The organism is Massilia niabensis (genome assembly GCF_042655085.1).
GTDB lineage: Bacteria > Pseudomonadota > Gammaproteobacteria > Burkholderiales > Burkholderiaceae_D > Telluria > Telluria niabensis.
The window spans coordinates 104,999-124,233 of record NZ_JBHSMU010000014.1; the positions used below are offsets into that span (position 1 = coordinate 104,999).

At 65.3% G+C, this 19,235-nt stretch carries 22 protein-coding genes; 9 read left to right on the plus strand and 13 right to left on the minus strand.

The genetic code is table 11. The features are described from left to right. Positions 1-15: 15 nt before the first annotated feature. Complete coding sequence (locus ACFPN5_RS13630) at positions 16-711, minus strand: transglycosylase domain-containing protein (RefSeq protein WP_379784108.1); 696 nt, start codon at positions 709-711, stop codon at positions 16-18. Then, entirely contained in the window at positions 708-1,349 is a 642-nt protein-coding gene (locus ACFPN5_RS13635; RefSeq protein ID WP_379784110.1) for a YdcF family protein, read from the minus strand. The genes ACFPN5_RS13630 and ACFPN5_RS13635 overlap by 4 nt, the downstream gene beginning before the upstream one ends. Positions 1,350-1,523: 174 nt before the next feature. On the opposite strand from ACFPN5_RS13635, the gene ACFPN5_RS13640 reads away from it, so the two are divergent. Further along, positions 1,524-1,811 carry a hypothetical protein gene (locus ACFPN5_RS13640; RefSeq protein ID WP_379784113.1) on the plus strand — a complete coding sequence of 96 codons (288 nt, stop codon included), beginning with the start codon at positions 1,524-1,526 and terminating at the stop codon, positions 1,809-1,811. Between the two features lie 138 nt (positions 1,812-1,949). Here the strand turns inward: ACFPN5_RS13640 and ACFPN5_RS13645 are convergent, their stop codons facing one another. Beyond that, entirely contained in the window at positions 1,950-2,510 is a 561-nt protein-coding gene (locus tag ACFPN5_RS13645; RefSeq protein WP_379784115.1) for a LuxR C-terminal-related transcriptional regulator, read from the minus strand. Positions 2,511-2,681: 171 nt separating this feature from the next. Here ACFPN5_RS13645 and ACFPN5_RS13650 point away from each other — a divergent pair, with 171 nt between their 5' ends. Both ACFPN5_RS13650 and ACFPN5_RS13655 read left to right on the plus strand, forming a co-directional pair. Further along, on the plus strand, positions 2,682-3,380 hold the full coding sequence (locus tag ACFPN5_RS13650) for a CoA transferase subunit A (RefSeq protein ID WP_379784117.1): 699 nt from the start codon (positions 2,682-2,684) through the stop codon (positions 3,378-3,380). A 22-nt stretch (positions 3,381-3,402) separates the two neighbouring features. Next, complete coding sequence (locus tag ACFPN5_RS13655; RefSeq protein ID WP_379784119.1) at positions 3,403-4,059, plus strand: 3-oxoacid CoA-transferase subunit B; 657 nt, start codon at positions 3,403-3,405, stop codon at positions 4,057-4,059. A 46-nt stretch (positions 4,060-4,105) separates the two neighbouring features. Here ACFPN5_RS13655 and trhA read toward each other — a convergent pair whose 3' ends face one another. The 5 genes from trhA to ACFPN5_RS13680 form a co-directional block, all read right to left on the minus strand. Continuing rightward, the gene (gene trhA / locus ACFPN5_RS13660) at positions 4,106-4,723 is read right to left on the minus strand and encodes a PAQR family membrane homeostasis protein TrhA (RefSeq protein ID WP_379784121.1); all 618 of its coding nucleotides are present in this window, start codon (positions 4,721-4,723) and stop codon (positions 4,106-4,108) included. A 107-nt stretch (positions 4,724-4,830) separates the two neighbouring features. Beyond that, complete coding sequence (locus ACFPN5_RS13665) at positions 4,831-5,253, minus strand: energy transducer TonB (RefSeq protein ID WP_379784123.1); 423 nt, start codon at positions 5,251-5,253, stop codon at positions 4,831-4,833. Positions 5,254-5,313: 60 nt separating this feature from the next. Beyond that, positions 5,314-5,805, minus strand: a complete 492-nt coding sequence (locus ACFPN5_RS13670; protein WP_379784125.1) for an energy transducer TonB — start codon at positions 5,803-5,805, stop codon at positions 5,314-5,316. A gap of 131 nt (positions 5,806-5,936) precedes the next feature. Next, positions 5,937-7,217 (minus strand): TonB family protein, encoded by a 1,281-nt coding sequence (locus tag ACFPN5_RS13675; RefSeq protein WP_379784127.1) that lies wholly within the window; start codon positions 7,215-7,217, stop codon positions 5,937-5,939. After that, a complete protein-coding gene (locus tag ACFPN5_RS13680) occupies positions 7,214-7,597 on the minus strand; it encodes a BlaI/MecI/CopY family transcriptional regulator (protein ID WP_379784129.1) in 384 nt (127 codons plus the stop codon). The genes ACFPN5_RS13675 and ACFPN5_RS13680 overlap by 4 nt, the downstream gene beginning before the upstream one ends. A 162-nt stretch (positions 7,598-7,759) precedes the next feature. On the opposite strand from ACFPN5_RS13680, the gene ACFPN5_RS13685 reads away from it, so the two are divergent. Next, positions 7,760-8,482 (plus strand): SIMPL domain-containing protein, encoded by a 723-nt coding sequence (locus ACFPN5_RS13685; protein WP_379784131.1) that lies wholly within the window; start codon positions 7,760-7,762, stop codon positions 8,480-8,482. 3 nt (positions 8,483-8,485) lie between these two features. Here ACFPN5_RS13685 and ACFPN5_RS13690 read toward each other — a convergent pair whose 3' ends face one another. The 3 genes from ACFPN5_RS13690 to ACFPN5_RS13700 form a co-directional block, all read right to left on the minus strand. Then, positions 8,486-8,977, minus strand: coding sequence for a YciI family protein (locus ACFPN5_RS13690; RefSeq protein WP_379784132.1), 492 nt, complete (start codon positions 8,975-8,977; stop codon positions 8,486-8,488). A gap of 146 nt (positions 8,978-9,123) precedes the next feature. Further along, entirely contained in the window at positions 9,124-10,425 is a 1,302-nt protein-coding gene (locus tag ACFPN5_RS13695; protein WP_379784134.1) for a dicarboxylate/amino acid:cation symporter, read from the minus strand. Positions 10,426-10,784: 359 nt separating this feature from the next. After that, positions 10,785-12,080, minus strand: a complete 1,296-nt coding sequence (locus ACFPN5_RS13700) for a metal-dependent hydrolase family protein (RefSeq protein WP_379784136.1) — start codon at positions 12,078-12,080, stop codon at positions 10,785-10,787. Positions 12,081-12,184: 104 nt separating this feature from the next. Between ACFPN5_RS13700 and ACFPN5_RS13705 the strand changes: the two genes are divergently transcribed. Further along, positions 12,185-13,714, plus strand: a complete 1,530-nt coding sequence (locus ACFPN5_RS13705) for a tetratricopeptide repeat protein (protein ID WP_379784138.1) — start codon at positions 12,185-12,187, stop codon at positions 13,712-13,714. On the opposite strand, the gene ACFPN5_RS13710 is transcribed toward ACFPN5_RS13705, so the two are convergent. Then, positions 13,711-14,622: an alpha/beta fold hydrolase gene (locus ACFPN5_RS13710; RefSeq protein ID WP_379784140.1), complete on the minus strand. Its 912-nt coding sequence runs from the start codon at positions 14,620-14,622 to the stop codon at positions 13,711-13,713. The genes ACFPN5_RS13705 and ACFPN5_RS13710 overlap by 4 nt on opposite strands. A 212-nt stretch (positions 14,623-14,834) precedes the next feature. Here ACFPN5_RS13710 and ampC point away from each other — a divergent pair, with 212 nt between their 5' ends. The 4 genes from ampC to ACFPN5_RS13730 all read left to right on the plus strand — a co-directional run bounded on the left by ampC (position 14,835) and on the right by ACFPN5_RS13730 (position 18,588). Continuing rightward, positions 14,835-16,016, plus strand: coding sequence for a class C beta-lactamase (gene ampC, locus ACFPN5_RS13715; protein WP_379784142.1), 1,182 nt, complete (start codon positions 14,835-14,837; stop codon positions 16,014-16,016). A 54-nt stretch (positions 16,017-16,070) separates the two neighbouring features. Then, positions 16,071-16,412: a hypothetical protein gene (locus ACFPN5_RS13720; protein ID WP_379784144.1), complete on the plus strand. Its 342-nt coding sequence runs from the start codon at positions 16,071-16,073 to the stop codon at positions 16,410-16,412. Positions 16,413-16,492: 80 nt separating this feature from the next. Next, entirely contained in the window at positions 16,493-16,867 is a 375-nt protein-coding gene (locus tag ACFPN5_RS13725) for a hypothetical protein (RefSeq protein WP_379784146.1), read from the plus strand. Between the two features lie 179 nt (positions 16,868-17,046). Further along, positions 17,047-18,588 carry a PQQ-dependent sugar dehydrogenase gene (locus ACFPN5_RS13730; RefSeq protein WP_379784148.1) on the plus strand — a complete coding sequence of 514 codons (1,542 nt, stop codon included), beginning with the start codon at positions 17,047-17,049 and terminating at the stop codon, positions 18,586-18,588. Here the strand turns inward: ACFPN5_RS13730 and ACFPN5_RS13735 are convergent. Further along, positions 18,585-19,223 carry a CatA-like O-acetyltransferase gene (locus ACFPN5_RS13735; RefSeq protein WP_379784150.1) on the minus strand — a complete coding sequence of 213 codons (639 nt, stop codon included), beginning with the start codon at positions 19,221-19,223 and terminating at the stop codon, positions 18,585-18,587. The two genes, ACFPN5_RS13730 and ACFPN5_RS13735, sit on opposite strands and share 4 nt — an antisense overlap. Positions 19,224-19,235: the final 12 nt, after the last annotated feature.

The following is a 19,235-nucleotide window of genomic DNA, read 5'->3' on the forward strand; positions in this document are numbered from 1 at the left end:
CGTTCTTTCTATTCATTACGAATCGCTACCGGGATTCAAGGCGCACTGATCAAACGACGTGTCGAACCACCCGTTCGACACGCATTGTCCGGATACCAGGGTGTGAATACGCCGGGTCCTCTCTGCGAGCACTACCGGGTTTTTCCGAGGGTGATAATGGTTAGGGGCCTTGATCATGGCGACCAGCTGTATGAACTCAAGTTCAGTCGTTGCCGTCAAAGGCTTGCCGAGGTAGCTGCGAGAGGCCTGCCCAAGCCCCCTGATCTGGCTGCCTTTGTCGGTCCCCATGTAGACCCTGGCAGTGTAGAGCGCCAGCTGCTCCTGCTTCGGCATCCTGGCGTCGAGCACGAGCGCCATCACGTCGCGACCGAGGTCGACTCGCCTGCAGCAATCGAACACCTTTCGGTAGAATTTCTGAAATCTTCCGCGAACACCGTCAAATTCCCCCTGGTACAGGAACACATCGCGCGCGACGGCGCCGGAAATGGTCGCCAAGCCCTGGCCTGAGGCGATGCTCAATCCTGGATGTTCGTAAAAGCCCGGATCCTCCACCCGTAAGAGGATCGCGGTTTGCCATCGAGTGAGGGATACCACTTCTGCAGGCGGCGCCAGTCTGACGGCGTCGCCGAAGGCCCCCCATGCCCAGACTGCGACGATCGACAGGTAGGCCAACAGGAAAGCGGGCAGGACGAGCCACTTCTTGCGGATCATCGCTCGACTCCAGCACCGGCAGCTCGCGGATATGGCTCGCACCCGTTAATTTCGGTGATAAAGCCTTCGGTCACATAACGGGGAATTTTGTTGAATTCACTGAGCACGCGGCCGCGGAAGTCGTCATGTTCGTGCCAGCGCTCGGCAGGAACGCCGAAGTAGTTAACCGGACAAACCGACATCCGCAAACCGGGCCAATGGCGCTGCAAAGTCATCAAATAGCGCCTCGCCGAGCAGATCTTCCCGATGACCACGACACTGCGAATCGTCGATACATTCATCACTTCAGCCACCCTGGCCCGACCAAAGCACACGTTCTCGCCAGTATTGGTTGCGACCGTCTCCAGAATAAGTGCGGATTCCGGCAAGCCGAGTTTTATTAAATTTTCGCCGATGACTTCTGCCTCCGCCCTGGGCAGGCCCATTGTTTGCCCCCCGGACACCAGCAGACGACTGAACATGCCTTCCTGCCAAAGTGCATAGCTTGCTTCGCAAAATTCCCCCACGCCGTGGCGGGTACCGAAAAGAAATCCCAGATCTGAGGGGCATGGTGGAAGTGAGGGCATCATGTACTCCGCGATGAGCCGCAGATTACTGCAATCCGGGAGGGAACCGGGCAAGGTAGTTGTTGTTTGCATGGGCTTGCTATTTTGTGGCGGTGGAATTTTTCGAATCCAGAATGAAAATCGCGCTAACAAACCACGCGCAACCAATCCGTGGTCGGTACAAATAAATCAGTCAGTTCGAGGCAATGGTTGGCCGTGTAGCCAGATACGTGTTTACTTAACGACCTCGAGTTTACGCAGGTGCAGATGATTAAAAGCGACAAAGTTTGGTTAAATCGCGCCATGAACGGTGCAGGGATGAGCAAGCGAGGCGATTGCTGCCTGCGAACGCTGTTGATCCATGGCGCCGGGGGCTTCACGCCCGCAGGCGCAAGCCGCCTGTTGCCGGATGGCTTGCAATTTACTGGAACGGCGGGGATAAAAAGGTTGCCGCTGTTGCGCTGGCGAACACGAATGCACGAATCATTTGAGCGCTTCTGGCCGGCGACCCGGAGATCCAATCCGATTACGCCGCGGCATGACCAGATCGGTTAGTGCTGAAGTAAAGAGCGTAGTTTGGGCAGTCGAAACCACGATTGCGCCTTTGGGCTGAAGTGCATCGTGGTTGAATCAACAACTGCTCCTGGTCCCATTGCGCACCGTCGTAGGTTCGCTCTTGCCCTTGGCGCCGTCTCAGCGCGCTACACCCACCAGCTTGTGCACCAGCTCCGACGAGGTCGAGGCCGAGAACTTGCGCATCAGCTTGGCCCGGTGCATCTCCACCGTGCGCGGGCTGAGGTCGGTTTCGCGGGCGATCACCTTGCTCGTCTTGCCTTCCACCAGCAGCGCCGCGATCTCGCGCTCGCGCGGCGTCAGCTCGGCCGTGACCGGGCGCTTTTCGCTGACGTCCTCGAAGGTCCAGACCCCGGCGCCGAGCGGTTCGGAAGCATTCAACGCGCGCCCCGTTACGTGGCACCAGAACAGCTCGCCGTCGCCGCGGCGCATGATGCGCTCGTCGGAGTAGCGGCCCTTGGCGTTCATGATCGGCACGATGCGGTCGCCCGTGCGCAGGAATTCGTCCATCGTAGGGTACAGCACGGCGAAGGACTGGCCGTCGAGGTAGCCCTGGTCGTACCCGAACATCGCGGCCAGCGCGACGTTGGACGACTGGATCACACGGTCCCTTGAAATGCACATCCCCACCGGGGCATGCTGGAAAATCATCTCGTAATCAATGGCGTATGATGGAGTCATCTGAAAGCTGTGGGCTGCCTGGGAATGGACTGCGGTGGGCCGGACCGTTGCCGGTATTTCTACGGTATTGTACTTTCGCGGGTCGTATTTTATGCTGGCCTTCTCTACTCTGCAGTACACATGACTGTAATTCGAAAGCTTTTCGCTGGGAAAATCATAAAAGGGACGGGTATGAACAAAGTGTATCCTGATGCGACATCGGCGCTGGCCGGTATCGTCCAAGACGGCCAGACGATCGCCGTCGGCGGCTTCGGCCTGTGCGGCATTCCGGAAGCGCTGATCGAAGCGCTGCGCGACTCCGGCGTCAAGCAACTGACCGCGATTTCGAACAACGCCGGCGTCGACGGCTTTGGCCTAGGCCAGTTGCTCGAAACCCGCCAGATCAAGAAGATGATCGCGTCCTACGTGGGTGAGAACAAGGAATTCGCGCGTCAGTTCCTGGCCGGCGAACTCGAACTCGAATTCACGCCCCAGGGCACCCTGGCCGAGAAGCTGCGCGCCGGCGGCGCCGGCATCCCGGCCTTCTTCACGAAAACCGGTTACGGCACCATTGTTGCCGACGGCAAGGAAACCCGTGAATTCGACGGCGAGCATTACGTAATGGAACGCAGCCTGCTGCCCGACGTGTCGCTGGTCAAGGCATGGAAAGCCGACAAGGCCGGCAACCTGGTGTTCCGCAAGACCGCGCGCAACTTCAACCCGAACGTGGCGACCGCCGGCAAGGTCTGCATCGCCGAAGTCGAGGAGCTGGTCGAGATCGGCGAGATCGATCCGGACCAGGTGCATACCCCGAGCATCTTCGTGCACCGCATCGTCCACAATCCGACGCCGGAAAAGCGCATCGAACAGCGCACCGTCCGTCCAAACTAAGCGCAGAGATTCGGAGAAGAACATGGCATGGACTCGTGATGAAATGGCCGCGCGCGCGGCGAAGGAACTGCAGGACGGCTTTTATGTGAACCTCGGCATCGGCCTGCCGACGCTGGTGGCGAACTATGTGCCGAACGACATGGAAGTGTTCCTGCAGTCGGAAAACGGCCTGCTCGGCATCGGCCCGTTCCCGACGGAAGAGGAAGTCGACGCCGACCTGATCAACGCCGGCAAGCAGACCGTGACCGCCTTGCCGGGCGCCGCCTACTTCAGCTCGGCCGATTCCTTCGGCATGATCCGCGGCGGCAAGATCAACCTGGCGATCCTGGGTGCGATGCAGGTGTCGGAACATGGCGACCTCGCCAACTGGATGATCCCAGGCAAGATGGTGAAGGGCATGGGCGGCGCAATGGACCTGGTGGCCGGCGTCAAGCGCGTGGTCGTGGTGATGGAACACGTCGCCACCGCGAAGGATGGCTCGACTTCCCATAAAATCCTGAAGAAGTGCGACCTGCCGCTGACCGGCGTCGGCGTGGTCGACCGTATCATCACCGACCTGGGCGTGATCGACGTTACCGGTAGCGGCCTGAAGCTGGTGGAGCTGGCGCCGGGCGTGACCAAGGAGCAGGTGGTCGAAGCGACGGGCGCCGAGCTGGACGTCTCGGGCGTCCAGGCTTGACGTAAGAAGGAAGAACGGGGAGCGGCATCGGCCGCTCCCCGTTTGTTTATAGCACGTAGAAATAGATCGTCACATAGTGCGCGGCGCTTCCCGCCAGCACGAACACATGCCATATGCCGTGTGCATGGCGCAGGCGGCTGTCGAGCACGTAAAACACGATCCCCGCCGTGTATGCGATGCCGCCGCCCAGCAGCCACGCGAAGCCGGCCGGGCCCAGGCCCGCCTGCAGCGGTTCCAGCATCGCCGCCGCCGACCATCCCATCGCCAGGTAAAGCAGCATCGACAGCACCCGGGCCCCGGCGCGCGGCCGCGCTTCCTGCAGGATGCCGAGCAGGGCCAGGCCCCAGACGACGCCGAGCAGGATCGTGCCCGAGCGGCCGGTCAGTATCAGCATGCAGAAGGGCGTGTAGCTGCCGGCGATCAGTAGGTAGATCGCCGCGTGGTCGAAGCGGCGCAGGACCGCCTTGAGCGCCCCGGTGCTGCCATGGTAGGCAGTCGAGCAGGAATACATCAGTGCCAGCGAGAGGGCGTACACCGCGGTGCTGAGCAGGCCGAGCCGGCCGTTGCCGTCAAACGCCCGCGCCAGCAGCGGGATGCTTGCGCCGCAGGCCAACAGCGCCCCGCCCAGGTGGGTGAGGGTGTTGAGCCTTTCGCCGTCGTGCATGGCGCCTCCGATGCGATGTCCGCGGCGACGGTCTGCCGCGCGTTTATTCTATCGCGGATGCTGTGCCGAAGACGGTCCGGGACAGGACCTGTACGGCTCGCGGCCTGTTACACCAGTTCCCAGATGTACGTGATCGTTACCCAGGCGCGCACCGGCTTGCCGCCAGCCATGGCCGGCGTGAATCGGCATTTGGCGATCGCGTCCCGCGCCGCCACGTCGAGCCGGCGGTCGCCGCTGGACGCCCCGATGGTCGCCTCGGCAACCGTGCCGTCGGTATCGATCAGGTAGCGCAGCGTGCTCGTGCCCTGCCTGCCGCTGAGCAACGATTCGAGCGGGTATTTCGGTTTCAAGCAGGTATTGAATTGGGCAATGGGCGTGCTGTTGACGGCTCCGGATTCCAGCGCGCCGTCAGTGGGCGTGGTTGCGGCGCAGCCGGCCAGGCAGGCCGCCGCCATCGCCAGCACGGGACACGCAGCCTTCCAGTTTGGTGCTTGCATTTCGGGACGAACCAATCGGTTGATGCGTGACATGCGATCTGCTCCGTTGGCCGCTTGGGCCAGGTGGTGGATGGAGAACTGGAGATGTTCCAGCTAGAAAGGCGCTGCGGGCGTCGCAGGCGGCACCCGGGCCTGGCTTGCAGGCTCCATCGTCCACACGTACTGGACAGGCACCCAGGCACGTCGGGGCTTGCCGTCTTTTTTGGCCGTCTTGAACCTGCATTTCGCCAGTGCCGAGCGCGCCGCCTCGTCGAGCGATGCGTCGCCGCTGGATTTCACGATGTCGGACTGGGCGACGCTGCCGTCGGTATCGATCAGGAAGCGGATGGTCGTGGTGCCCTGTGAACCGCGGCGGCGCGCGTCCTTCGGGTATTCGGGTCTGGCGCAGGTACTGGTCTTCAGGGCGGACGTCGTCTTGTCGGCGCCGGCGACGGCGGAGCTGCCGCGCGTGACGGTGTCTCCCTGCGCGGCGGGCGCCTGGGCACAGCCGGCGAGGCTGGCCACGGCCAGGCCCAGGGCCAGGATCGCCGCCTTCCATTTCAATGCTTGCTGAGCGGGATAAATGAATTGCTTAATGTGCGACATGAACTTTCTCTCTCGAAGCGCCCCGACAAAACCCGTGGAGATATTGCCAATAGTCAAGCAGGAACGCCAGAGAAAGATGAGCTGATCCTGGCGCGCGGTCCACAGGCAGGACCGGCGCCCCGGTGAAACGATCAGTCGAGGGACCACACGTACTGGACTTGCGCCCATTCCTCGACCGGCTTGCCGCCAGCCTTTGCCGGCGAGAAGGTGCACTTGGCGATCGCCAGGCGCGCCGCTTCGTCGAGCGAGGTGTCGCCGCTCGACTGCTTCACGTTCGAGTCGCGCACGGCGCCGTCAATGCCGACCAGGAAGCCCAGGGTGACGGTGCCGGTCTTCCTGGCCTGCAATGCTTCCTTCGGATACACGGGCTTGGCGCATGACGCGAAATTGGCGATGGCGCGGGTGGTATGGCCGGACGTGGCGGCATCGCCCGTGCCCTGGCCGGCCACGGCCGTTTGCGCGCAGCCGACCAGGCTGGCGACTGCCAGTGCGATGGCAGGGACCGCGGCCTTCCAGTTCGATGCTGGTGTATCGGGACGAACCAATCGTTTGATGCGTGACATAAGATCTCCTCCGTTGGCTGCTTGGGCCAGGTGGTGGGTTGAGAACTGGAGACGCTCCAGCTCGGAAAGGGCAAGGGCCAGGCGCCGCGGTTCGCCCAGTTGCCTTGCCGCGATATCGTCCGCGATCTGCTCGCGCTCGACACGAATGCGGTGCGAGAGCCACCAGACCACGGGGTGGTAGAAGAGGATGGTTTCGATCATGCTCTGCGCCAGGTTGACGAGATAGTCGAAACGGCGCACATGGGCCAGTTCGTGGGCCAGCAGGGCTTCGAGCAGCTGCGGCGACATGCCGGACAGGAGCGAGGCGGGCACCAGCACGACCGGTCGCCACCAGCCGGCGGTGATCGGACTGGCCAGCGTATCGACCACGCGCAGGCGCACCTCGCGCGTGATGCCGAACTGGCTGGCCATCGTCGCCAGGCGCGCATTCCAGTGGGCGTCGACGCGATGGGTGTGCGCCGCGCGGCTGACCCATACCATGCCCAGCACCAGGCGCAGGCCGAGCGCGGCTGCGCAGGCGGCCCAGCCGACGACGACCCAGGCCAGGTGGGCCTGCAGGAAGCCTTGCCAGCCTTCGGCCCCGGCGCCGCCGGCCCCCGGCAGCATCTGCACCAGCACCGGCATGCCGCTCGCGCCGGAACCGTCGCCACGCAGGCGCGCGATCAGCTGGACCGCCGGCCAGAGCAGGCACATCAGCAGGCCGGCGCAGGCGGCGATGTAGCGCGTTTGCGGACGCGCGCGGCGCAGCCCGAGCAGGGCGACCGAGGTTTCCAGGCCGACCAGCGCGCACTGCCAGATCGAATCGAGCAGGACGGCCCCGATATGAGCGACCAGTTCGTGACCCGTCATTGCTCGTCCTCCTTCAGCAGTTTTTCGATCTCGTCGCGTTCCTTCTTCGAGATGCCGCTCCTCAAAGCCGCCAGCACCAGCGCCTTGGCCGAACCGGCAAACGCCTTCTGCATCAGGTCTTTCAGCAGATTGGTCTGCAGCGAATCCTGGGCCTGGGCCGGCGCGTAGACGTGCGAGCGTTCGCTCTCGTCGCGCGTCAGGAGGCCCTTGGTATGCATGATCTGCATCAGGCGCAGCACGGTGGCGTAGGTCACGTCGGGACGCGTTTTCTGCATCGCCTCATGCACCTGGCGCGCGGTGGCCGAGCCGAGCGGCCACAGGGTCTGCAGGAGGTCGAGTTCGGCCGCTGTCGGCTTCGGGAGTTCGGGCTGGCTGGGCATGGCATTTCCTTCGGGTTGCAAGTTCGTTAAATCTAGAATACCTTGTCTAGAAAAGATTGTCTAGGTTATTTTCCTTGGGTGCGGGCTGGTATGAAAATGCATAGACAAAAATGTCTAGATGCGCCTATGCTTGCGCTTTCCAAGACACCAACAGGAGACTTCATGCTCAAACCGCTCGCCCTCGTGACCGCCCTCGTGGCCGCCGCCGCCCTGGCGCTGCCTGCCGCGGCCCAGTCCTCGCCCTTGCCGGGCTATCCCTTCGTCCACGTAGGGGCCGAGGCCTCGCGCTACACGACGCCGAACATCGGTGCGCTCGATTTCCTGATCGTGGCCCGTGATCCGGACCCGGCGCTGGCGCGCAGCACGATCGAAACACGCATCGCCGAAGTGCGTGCCTTGCTGCAGGAGCAGGGGATACCGCTGGAAGACCTGGAGACGCGCGACGTGCGGCGCGAACCGGGCAGGAACGAGGCGGCCGAGCCGACAGCGCAGGAACTGCGCGTGAGCGTGCACCTGATCATGCGCGACCTGTCGAAGTGGCGGGCCGTGGTGGCGCCTTTGCTGGACAAGCCGAACCTGGCCGATTTTGCCACCTCGTTCGATATCGTCGAGCGCGACCAGGTCGAAGCGGAGCTGATGGCCGACGCCCTGCGCGACGCCCGCCGCCGCGCCGACATCATCGCCAAGGGAGCGAAGCGCAAGCTCGGCGCCGTCACGGCGGTGACACCGGGCGGCGTCAAGAATGTCGGGGCCGCGATCGGGCTGGTGCGGGCGGACTACAGCTACACGCGCGTGAAGGCATCGAACGTCGATGCGCGCAACTTCCTCTCGGTCGACGCACTGAAGCTGGTGCAGCCGGTGGATGTGGTTTTCAGGCTGGAGTGAGTACTACTTCTTCTCGATCTTGGCGTGCACGTCGTTTACCATCATCAGCGCTGCCGAGCCATAGAACTTCTGGTATTCGGCCACCATCTCGCCGTTGATGATGACCGGGTCGGTGGCGACCCAGGCTTTCGCAGCTTCGAGATCGGGGGTGTTGAGGACGAAGATGCCGCGCCGGCCGTCTGTGCCGTCGAGCGGGCCTGCGAGGACCAGTTTCTTCTCGCCGGCAAGCTTGTTCATGTTGGCGAAGTGGCCCGCGAACATTTTCGTGCGCGCTTCGCCGGCCGCCATCTTGTTCGGACCGGTCTTCAGGATCACGAGCACGTACTGGCGCATGCCGCGTTCGTCGGCGCCGAGCGATGCGGCCAGGGCGGCGTCATACCGCGCCGGCGCTGCCGATGCGGCCGGTGTGGCCGGTGCGACCGGTGCGTCGGCGCGGGCCGGGGCATGCAGCGTCAGGGCCAGGGCGGCGCAGGTGGCAAGGACATGCTTGAGCATCGGTGTCTCCTCGAATCGGTTGTCAGCCGGGGAGGGTAGCATGGGCCTGTTCGACTGGCAATGCGCGGCGCAAGGCCTGCCGGTACCGGTACGGCGCAATGAAAAAACCGCGCCGAAGCGCGGTTTTCTGGGCTGAAGCGAAGGGGTCAGGCCGCTTCGCGCACCGGCTTCAGGGTCTTGGTGTCGGCTTCCACGTGGGTACCCGACAGGACCGCGTTCATGCGCTCCGTGTCCAGTTCCTTCTCCCACTTCGACACCACCACCGAGGCCACGCCGTTGCCGACGAAATTGGTCAGCGCGCGGCATTCGCTCATGAAGCGGTCGATACCGAGGATCAGCGCCATGCCGGCCACCGGAATGCTCGGCACCACGGCCAGGGTTGCGGCCAGGGTGATGAAACCGGCGCCGGTGATGCCCGAGGCGCCCTTCGAGGTCAGCATCGCCACTGCGAGGATGGTCAGCTGCTGGGTCATGGTCAGGTCGGTATTGGTTGCCTGGGCCACGAACAGGGCGGCCATCGTCATGTAGATGTTGGTGCCGTCCAGGTTGAACGAGTAGCCGGTCGGCACGACCAGGCCCACCACCGACTTCGAGCAGCCGAGGTTTTCCAGCTTGCGCATCAGGGCCGGCAGGGCGCTTTCCGACGAGCTGGTGCCGAGCACGATCAGGAGTTCTTCCTTGATGTAGGCGATGAACTTGAAGATCGAGAAGCCGGTCATTTTCGCGATGAAGCCGAGCACGACGAACACGAACAGGGCGCAGGTCAGGTAGAACGAACCCATCAGTTTCGCCAGCGGCACCAGGGATTCCAGGCCGTATTTGCCGATGGTGAAGGCCATCGCACCGAAGGCGCCGATCGGAGCGACCTTCATGATGATGTTCACGACGCCGAAGATCGCGTGCGAGAAGTCGTCGATAATTTTCGTCGTTGCGCGGCCGCGCTCGCCCAGCATCGACAGCGCCACCCCGAACAGGATCGCGATCAGGAGCACCTGCAGGATGTCGCCCTTGGCGAAGGCATCGACGAAGGTATTCGGGATGATGTTCATCAGGAAGTCGGTCGTCGACTGCGACTTCGCCTTGTCGGTGTACTGGGCGATCGCGCTGGCATCGAGGGTGGAGGCGTCGACGTTGAAGCCGGCACCCGGCTTGGCGATGTTGGCCACGGCCAGGCCGATCACGAGCGCGAAGGTCGACACGACCTCGAAGTACAGCAGCGCCTTGCCGCCGACGCGGCCAACCTTCTTCATGTCCTGCATGCCGGCGATACCGGCGACCACGGTGCAGAAAATGACCGGGGCGATGATCATCTTGATCAGCTTGATGAAGCCGTCACCGAGGGGCTTCATCGCGGTGCCAAGCTCGGGGTAGAACACGCCGAGCAGCACGCCCATCACGATGGCGAACAGCACCTGGACGTACAGGATTTTGTAGAAAGGCTTTTTCATGGCGACTCTTCACGAGAGGGGAAAGTGACGCCATGATCACAATTCGCCGGATTTGACGCTATTGTGGATATCCCCAACCCTGTGAATGACCGTCATTCCGCCGGCTGATTGCCGGGGGAAACAGTATGCGGCGTGAATGACCGTCATGGCGGTGGCGAATAGGGGAGCTTCTCCTGCCGAAATGGATGCACAGACCCGTAGGGTGTGCGGCTCCACCCGGACGCCGGCAAGCACGCAGCGTCAACGCCGCCCACGCGTTCAACGCACGGTTGAAACGTCGCGACACATCACCGGCCGGTTAACCGCGTGGACGGCGTCGAAGTCACGGGCATGCACACACCGCGGTGGAGCCGACCACCCTACCTGCGATACACCTTCCCGCCCTTCATCACGAAGCCCACGCGGCGCAGGGCCGTGATGTCGGCCGTCGGATCGCCCTCGACCGCGACCACGTCGGCCAGCAGCCCGGGCGCCAGGCGGCCCAGCTCCTTGTCCTTGCCGAGGATGCCGGCCGCCACGCTGGTGGCCGCACGCAGCGCTTCGCTTGGCGTCATGCCGAGGCGGACCATCCATTCCAGCTCGCGCGCATTGGTCCCGTGCGTGAACACGCCGACATCGCTGCCATTGCCGATGGTGACGCCGACCTTGCGTGCCAGCGCAAAAGCGCGCGCCGCTTCCCGCATGCCAGGGGTCGGGGCGCCGCCGCGCACGTGCTTCTGGAAGTATTCGCCGATCGCCTCGGGCGCGGTCAGGGTCGGGATGAAGGCGGTGCCGCGCTCCTTCATCAGGCGGAAGGTCGCCTCGCTGGCGCCATAACCGTGTTCGATGGTGTCGGCGCCGGCCAGCACCGCCATGCGGATCGCGTCGTCGCTGCTGGCGTGCGCTGCCACCTTGCGCCCCGTGACGTGGGCGGCGGCCACCATCGCCTTCATTTCCTCGAGCGTGAAGGTGGGGCGGCTGCTGCCGTCGATCCCGGTGCGGTAATCGGCATAGAACTTGATCCAGTCGGCGCCGCGCGCGGCCTGCTCGCGCACGGCTTTCGTCACTTCGTCGACGCCGGTTGCCGGCTGGGCACCGTAGGGAATCTCCATGTCCGGGCGATAGCTGCGCTCGGCCGGACCGTAGCTGAAACTGGCCACGATCGCGCGCGTGGCGATCAGGAGGCGCGAGCCGTCCACGATGCCGCCTTCGATGGCGCGCTTGATGCCGACGTCGGCATAGTGGGCGCCCTCGGTGCCGAGGTCGCGCAGGGTCGTGAAACCGGCCTGCAGGTTGTCGACCGCGTGCTTCCCGGCGAGGAGGGTGCGGTATTCGACCTGCTCCTTGATCACCTGGTTGTCCCAGGTGGTTTCGTTATACGGGTGCAGCAGCACATGCGAGTGCAGGTCGATCAGGCCTGGGATCAGGGTCTTGCCGGGGAGGGAAATACGCTCGGCGTCCGGCGGCGCAGTGATGCGATCGACAGGACCGACCTCCTTCACGCGTCCGTCCACCACCAGCACCGCCCAGCCGGTGTGCGGCTTGCCCTCGCCGGTCCAGACGCGGTCGGCAGTCAGCAGTGCGCTGCGCGGCCCCGCAGCATGGGCGGCCGCGGCGAGCAGGGTGAGGGTGAAGGTGAAGATGAAACGCGCAAGTTTCCTGGTCCAGCGGCGCATGGCAGTTTCCAAAAAGTTGTGATGATGCAATCATAGCGGACTACGCGATCGGCACGGGTTATGCTGGCCCAGTACCAAGAAAAACCGGCAAGGAAAACCGAAAGATGAGTCAGGAAAATTCGAAGGTGGCGGCGCTGTTGAAAGAGGCGGTCGCGCTGCACCAGGCCGGCAGGCTTGGCGAGGCGGGGGCAGCGTATCGCCAGGTGCTGGCGCTCGCGCCCGGCCAGTTCGATGCGCTGCACCTGCTCGGCGTGCTGGCGCGCCAGCAGGGCGACCCGGGTACGGCGGTCGACCTGATCGCGCAGGCGCTGCGCGTCAACCCGGCGCAGGCCACGGCGCACTGCAACCTCGGCGCGGCGCTGCAGGACCTCGGGCGCTCCAGGGAAGCGCTGGCCAGCTACGACAGGGCGCTGCAGCTCAATCCCGGCTACGCGATGGCCCACTACAACCGCGGCAACGCCCTGCGCAAACTGGGCCGGCCCGAGGAGGCGGTTACGAGCTACGAGCGCGCGCTGGCGCTGCGCCCGGCCTACCCGGAAGCCTGGTGCAACCGCGCGATCGCGCTGCTCGACCTGCGCGACGCGGGAGGGGCGCTGGCCAGCAGCGAGCAGGCCCTGGCAGGACGCCGCCCCTACCCGGAAGCGTCCTGCGTGCGCGCGAATGCGCTGTTCGCCTTGCGCGAGTTCGAGCTGGCACTGGAAGGCTATGGGGACGCGCTGGCGCATGAAGCCGGCATGCCGGAAGCCCACACCGGGCGCGGCCTGGCCCTGCTGAAACTGGATCGTCCGTTCGATGCGCTCGCCTGTTTCGACACGGCGCTGGCCCTGCGCCCCGGCGACGCGCGCGCCCACCAGCAGCGCGCCGATTGCCTGCTGGCGCTCGGCCGGCGCGAGGAGGCCATCGCCGCCTTCGAGACAGCACGCGAGCTCGCGCACCAGGCCGGAGAAGATGCCGGCCAGGTCGAATTCGTACTGGCTTCCCTGGGCGTCGGGGCGCCGCCGCCGCGCGCGCCCGCCAGCTACGTCACCGCCTTGTTCGACCAGTACGCGGGCCACTTCGATCGCCACCTGACCGGGGTGCTGGCCTACCGCACCCCCGGCCTGGTGGAGGCCGCGCTGGCGCGCCACGTCGCCGCCACCATGCTCGACACCGTGGACCTCGGCTGCGGCACCGGGCTGTGCGCGCCAACTCTGCGCCCGCGCTCGCGCAGCCTGGCGGGCGTCGACTTGTCAAGCAGGATGCTGGAGCAGGCCAGCGCGACCGGCCTGTACGACGAGCTGGCCTGCGCCGACATCGAGGCTTTTCTCACCGGGCGCCCGGAAGCCTTCGACCTGGTCGTGGCGGCCGACGTGCTGGTGTATTTCGGCGACCTGGCGCCCTTGTTCGCGCAGGTCCGCGCCGCGCTGCGGCCAGGCGGCTGGTTCTGCTTCTCGACCGAGGCGCTCGATTCGACCGGGGCGGGCGATTTCGTGCTGCTGCCGTCGAACCGCTATGCGCATTCGCTGGCCTACCTGCAGCGGCTCGCCCGTGACCACGGCTTTGCGCTCGCCGAGGCCGAACGGGCGGCGGTGCGCAGCGAACACGGCGCCGCCATTACAGGAAACCTGCTGGTGCTGCGCGCGGCCCTGACCTAAGTGCTGAAAACCTGGGTGCTGAAAAACGGCAGCACACGCTCGAGCAGGGCGTCGGGCGCTTCTTCCGCGATGTAGTGGCCGCAGGGCAGCGCCTCGCCCCGGACGTCGTCCGCGACCGCCTTCCACTCCTTGAGCGGATCGAAACAGCGATGCACCACGCCCAGCTCTCCCCACAGCGCCAGCAGCGGCATCGGCAGGCGCAAGCCCCGGTCGCGGTCCGCGCGGTCGTGCTCGAGGTCGATGCCGGCCGCGGCCCGATAGTCCTCGCACAGGCCGTGCGCGGCACCGGGCAGCGCCAGGCAGCGCCGGTATTCGGCCAGCGCGCGCGGGTCGAAGATGCCGAGTCCACCGCTACGCCGGCCCATCACATCGGCGATGTAGGCAGCGGGATCGGCTTCGAGCAGGCGCTCCGGCAGGGGCGCCGGCTGGATCAGGAAGAACCAGTGCCAGTAGGCGCGCGCAAAGGCTTCGCCCGTCTGCGTATACATCGCCAGCGTCGGTGCGATGTCGAGCAGCGCCATCCTGCGCACCGCCTGCGGATGGTCGGCCGCCAGGCGGTGTGCGACGCGGGCGCCGCGGTCGTGGGCGAGCACGCTGAAGCTGTCGAAACCGAAGGCGCGCATGACGGCCAGCACGTCGGCGGCCATGGTGCGCTTGCTGTAGTTGCCGTGGTTCGGGTCGCCGGGCGGCTTGGACGAGTCGCCGTAGCCGCGCAGGTCGCAGGCCACGACCGTGAAGTGCTGCGCCAGCCTCGGCGCCACCCGGTGCCAGATGGCGTGGGTCTGGGGATGGCCATGCAGGAGCAGCAGCGGCTCGCCACTGCCGGCGGCGATCGCATGGATGACAATGCCGGGCGCTACGGTGACGGCTTGCGTGCGAAAGCCGGGGAAAAGCGGTGTGGTCGTCATGGGTTCGATAAGATATTGAACGTTGATGTACATCCCACGGTCGGGAAATCATGTAAATTTCGTTTTTACCATGGGGCGGGCTGCGGAATCGGCACACACTTCGCGCGCGCACTTCCTCAGCAACAGTAACCGGAACAGGATACTCCTTTGCAGCAGATGCCTTCGCCACCTCACGATCTCCCGTCCGACCCGGAACAGCCTGTATGCCGGTGATGACTCCACTCACGCTGATCCGCTCCGCAGCTGCCTTGATGTGTTCCTGCCTGTTCCCCAGCGCCGCCTGGGCGGCCGAGGCCCCGAGGGCCCCTGCACCGTTGCGCGCCGCCGTCGATGCCGCGATCCGCCCGCTCATGGCCGAACACGACGTGCCCGGCATGGCCGTCGCGGTGACGGCCAACGGCCAGTCCTGGTTCTTCAACTATGGCCTGGCCTCGCGCGAGCAGGCTACCGCGGTAAGCGAAAACACGCTCTTCGAACTGGGCTCGATCAGCAAGACCTTCACCGCCACGCTGGCCGGCTACGCGCAGGAACAGGGGCAGCTGTCGCTGGCCGACCATCCCGGCAAATACCTGCCCCAGCTCAGGGGCAGTGCGCTCGACAAGGCCAGCCTGCTGCACCTGGCGACCTATTCGGCCGGCGGCCTGCCGCTCCAGCTACCCGAGGGCGTGTCCGACCTCGACGGGGCGATGCGGTACTTGCGCGACTGGAAACCCGACGCCGCGCCCGGCACGGTGCGCCGCTACTCCAACCCGAGCATCGGCCTGTTCGGCCATATCGCCGCGCGCTCCATGAAGAGCGATTTTGCCGGTGCCGCAGAGGAGGTCCTTTTCCCGCAGCTGGGCTTGCAGCACACCTGGGTCCACGTTCCCCAGGCTGCCGAGGCCGACTATGCCTGGGGTTACAACCGGGCGAACCAGCCGGTCCGGGTCAATCCGGGCGTCTTCGATGCCGAGGCCTACGGCGTCAAGTCGAGCGCCGCCGACATGATCCGCTACGTACAGGCCAACATCGACCCACGCCGCCTGGCAGGGCCGATGCGGCGCGCGGTCGAGGCGACCCATGCCGGTCATTTCGAGGTGGGGGCGATGACGCAGGGACTGGGATGGGAACAGTATCCTTACCCGGTGACGCTCGAACGCCTGCTCGCCGGTAATGCGCAGGGCATCATCATGGACGCCAACCCGGCCAGGCAGCTCGCTTCCCGGCAGGCGCCGACAGGGCCGCTGCTGTTCAACAAGACCGGCTCCACGGGCGGCTTCGGCGGCTATGTGCTGTTCGTGCCTTCAAAGAAGATCGGCATCGTCCTGCTGGCCAACCGCAATTACCCGATTCCGGCGCGCGTGAAGGCAGCGTACGCGATCCTGGCGCAGCTGGCCCCGGCGCGAAGCAGATGAATGTCGCGCGCTCGCCGCGGCGCCAGTTCAGCGCCGGTTCAGTATAGTGAAGCCATGCCAAGCCCCCAACCCTATCCAGGCACGCCGGACGGACGTTACTTCGTGGTGGCGGGCCGCCTCTGGCGCACGAGTAATCCGAACCTGGCGCCGGATGAGCGGCAGGAACTGGTCAACGGGCTCATGACGGCGCGCCGGCAGGTCGGTGCCGCCAAAAAGGCGGGCGACGCCGCGGCGGAACGCAGCGCCCGCGCGGCGGTCGATGCGGCCAAGCGCGCTCTGGGAGAGCGCGGGCCCGTGTGGTGGACGGACGGGGCGCCGGACCTTAACCGGCGGCTGGTCGCGAATACACCCTATGCCGGCTGGTATGCGGCACTCCTGGCGAGCGGTAAGACCTGACGCCACTGGCTGCGTGCCGCAGCTAGCCGCCATGCCGGAAGCAGTAGTAAAGTAAGCGCAGACCAAGGTGGAGGTGCGCCATGCGATCCCTGTCGTTCGCGCTGCTCGTCAGCGCCGTCCTTGTTGCAAACCCGGGTGCCTACGCGGCCCCCGGGCCGACCCGTCACGTCAACCTCGACATGCCCGGCGCCCTCGAGCGCGTACGGCAGGACAACCCGGCCCATTTTGCGGCCATCACCCAGATCCTGCGCGAAGCGCCAGTGCAGCGGCCGCAGGCGCTGGCCGGCTGGGTGCGCACCGCCTTCGATGCGAAGATGGCCTCGGCCATGCTGATCAAGACGAGCTATCCGCCGCAGGCCCGGCTCGAGTTCACGCTGGACGACACCGGATACCGCGCCATGGTCACCTTGCGCAACACCGAGCCTTCGATCAGCCCGGCCACACGGCAGCGATAGGCCTGCCCGGCGGCCGGCAAACGCCGTCGTCCAGCCGAACCCCCGATGCGCCTCACGGTCCAACCCCGAAAAGTGAAACCGCATGCGACGAACACCTCGTATGCGTGATGCTTTGTTGCGACTACTTTTTCAACACAGCACTGCCCGGCTCTCCATCCGCGGCAGATAGGGGGATCACCATGTCAACAACATGCGCTGAAACAATCCTGGTGACGACGCGGCGGGTGAGGGCGCGCTCGGTACTTGCCGCGTCCGTACTGCTGGGAACGGCCACGTCCTTTGCCGCCGCCGACACGATTCCGGTGCAAATCCTCGACCCGAACCTGCAGGTGAGTACCTGGATCGGCGCCGGGCTCAACCAGCCGATCGGGATCGCGTTCACCGGCAGCGACGACGCCTTCATCCTGGAAAAAGCGACCGGCCAGGTCAAACGGGTGGTCGATGGTGTGCTCCAGGCCGCGCCGGTGCTCGACCTGGCCGTCAATTCCGCCTCGGAGCGGGGCTTGCTCGGCATCGCACTGCATCCGCATTTCCCGGCCGTGCCTTTTGTCTACATTCGCTGGACCGAAAGCGCGACGGGGGCCGACACCACCGTCGTGAGCGAGGTGCCGCTGCTGGGCAACCGTCTCGACCGTTTTACCTGGGACGGCACCAGCTTGAGGCTGGACCCGAATTTTCGGACCGTGCGTTTGCGCGCCAGGCAGACCGATAATCTCCCCGTTCCCGGCCATGAGGACGAGGTCAACCCGGTCGAGCGGGGCAACCATAACGGCGGGCCGATCCGCTTCGGCCCCGACGGCAAGCTGTATGTCGTCACGGGCGACCTCGGGCGGCGCGGCCATATGCAGAACCTGGTCCTTGGCCCGTTCGAGTCCCGCCCCTTCCGCGACGACACCTACGGCGGGCCGCAGCCCGACAGCGAGCACCTGTCCGGCGTCATCCAGCGCTTCAATGACGACGGCAGCACGCCGGCCAGCAATCCGTTCTACTTCGTCGGCGCCATCATCGGCGGGGATACCGGCAGGACGCTCCAGACCGTTTTTTCCTATGGTCACCGCAACAGCTTCGGCATGGCCTTCGATCCCTACAGCCGCAACCTGTGGCTGACCGAAAATGGGGACGATGCCTTCAGCGAACTGAACCGGGTGGTGCCCGGCATGAACGGGGGGTGGATCCAGGCCATGGGGCCCTTGAGCCGCATCGCCGAGTTCAAGCAGATCGAGACGACGATGCTCGGCGGGTCCCTGCAGCAGGTGCGCTATCTGCCCACCCGCATCGCCGACACTCCCGGCAGTGCGCGCTCCCGCATGGTCATGCTGCCCGGCGCAAGCTATGTCGATCCGCAGTTCAGCTGGCGCTACGAGGTCGCGCCGGCCGGCGCGGGGTTCGTACGGGGGGATGTGCTGGGCAGCGGCTACGATGGCAGCCTGTGGATCGGTTCTGCCCGTGCCTTCTCGCAGGTGGGCGGGACCGGCGGCAGCCTGTACCGGCTGCGCCTGGCGCCCGACCGGCTCGCGGTCGACGTCGGTGCCGACGCGCGCCTGGCCGACAGGGTCGCCGACAACCTGGGCAAGTTCGACCTGACGGAAAGCGAAACCCTGCTCATCGGCAGCGGCTTCGGCATCACGCCCGCCATCGAGCAGGGGCCGGACGGCAACCTGTATGTCGTGTCGCTCAGCGACAATGCCGTCTACCGCATCAGTCGCGCCACCGCTCCCTAGCCCATGAACCCCGCCAGCTCGGCCGCGATCTGCCGGGCGAGCTGGTGGATGTGGTAACCGTCCACAAAACCGTGGTGCGCCTGCACCGAAAACGGCAGCAGCAGGCGGCCAGGCGGACCATCCCTGAACTTGCCCCAGGCCAGCGAGGGAATGTCGGGGGAGCCAAGCGTGGCGGCCGGATGCTGGATCGAGGTGAAGTCGAGCCAGGGGATGCAGGTGATGAAGACCTGGTCCTTCACCGCGCGTGGCGACAGGGCGGCGTAGCGGTTGTTCAGGGCGGTCATCGCCGATGCCTCTTCGCGCGCCGCAATGCCGCGCGCGACGAATTCGCGCAGGTCGTCGGACCAGGCGAAGAGCGCGAAATTCAAATCATTGTGCTGGTTGACGACCGTGAAGGAGGGCATCAAACGGTCGATCCGGATCACTTCGCCCTCGAACACGCGGTAGCGGAAGTTGTCGATCTTCAGGATCGCGCGCAGCACGGCGCACAGCAGCACGTGGAAGGGCGCCAGGCCCTGCTCCTTGCACCAGGGACGGTAATCGGGCAGGTCGAGCGGGAAGCAGAGGTTGACCGCGGGGCTGTCCATGCGGTCGAAGAGGTCGAAGCGGTCGCGCCGCCGTTCAAAGTAGTGCATGTGTGATGGTAA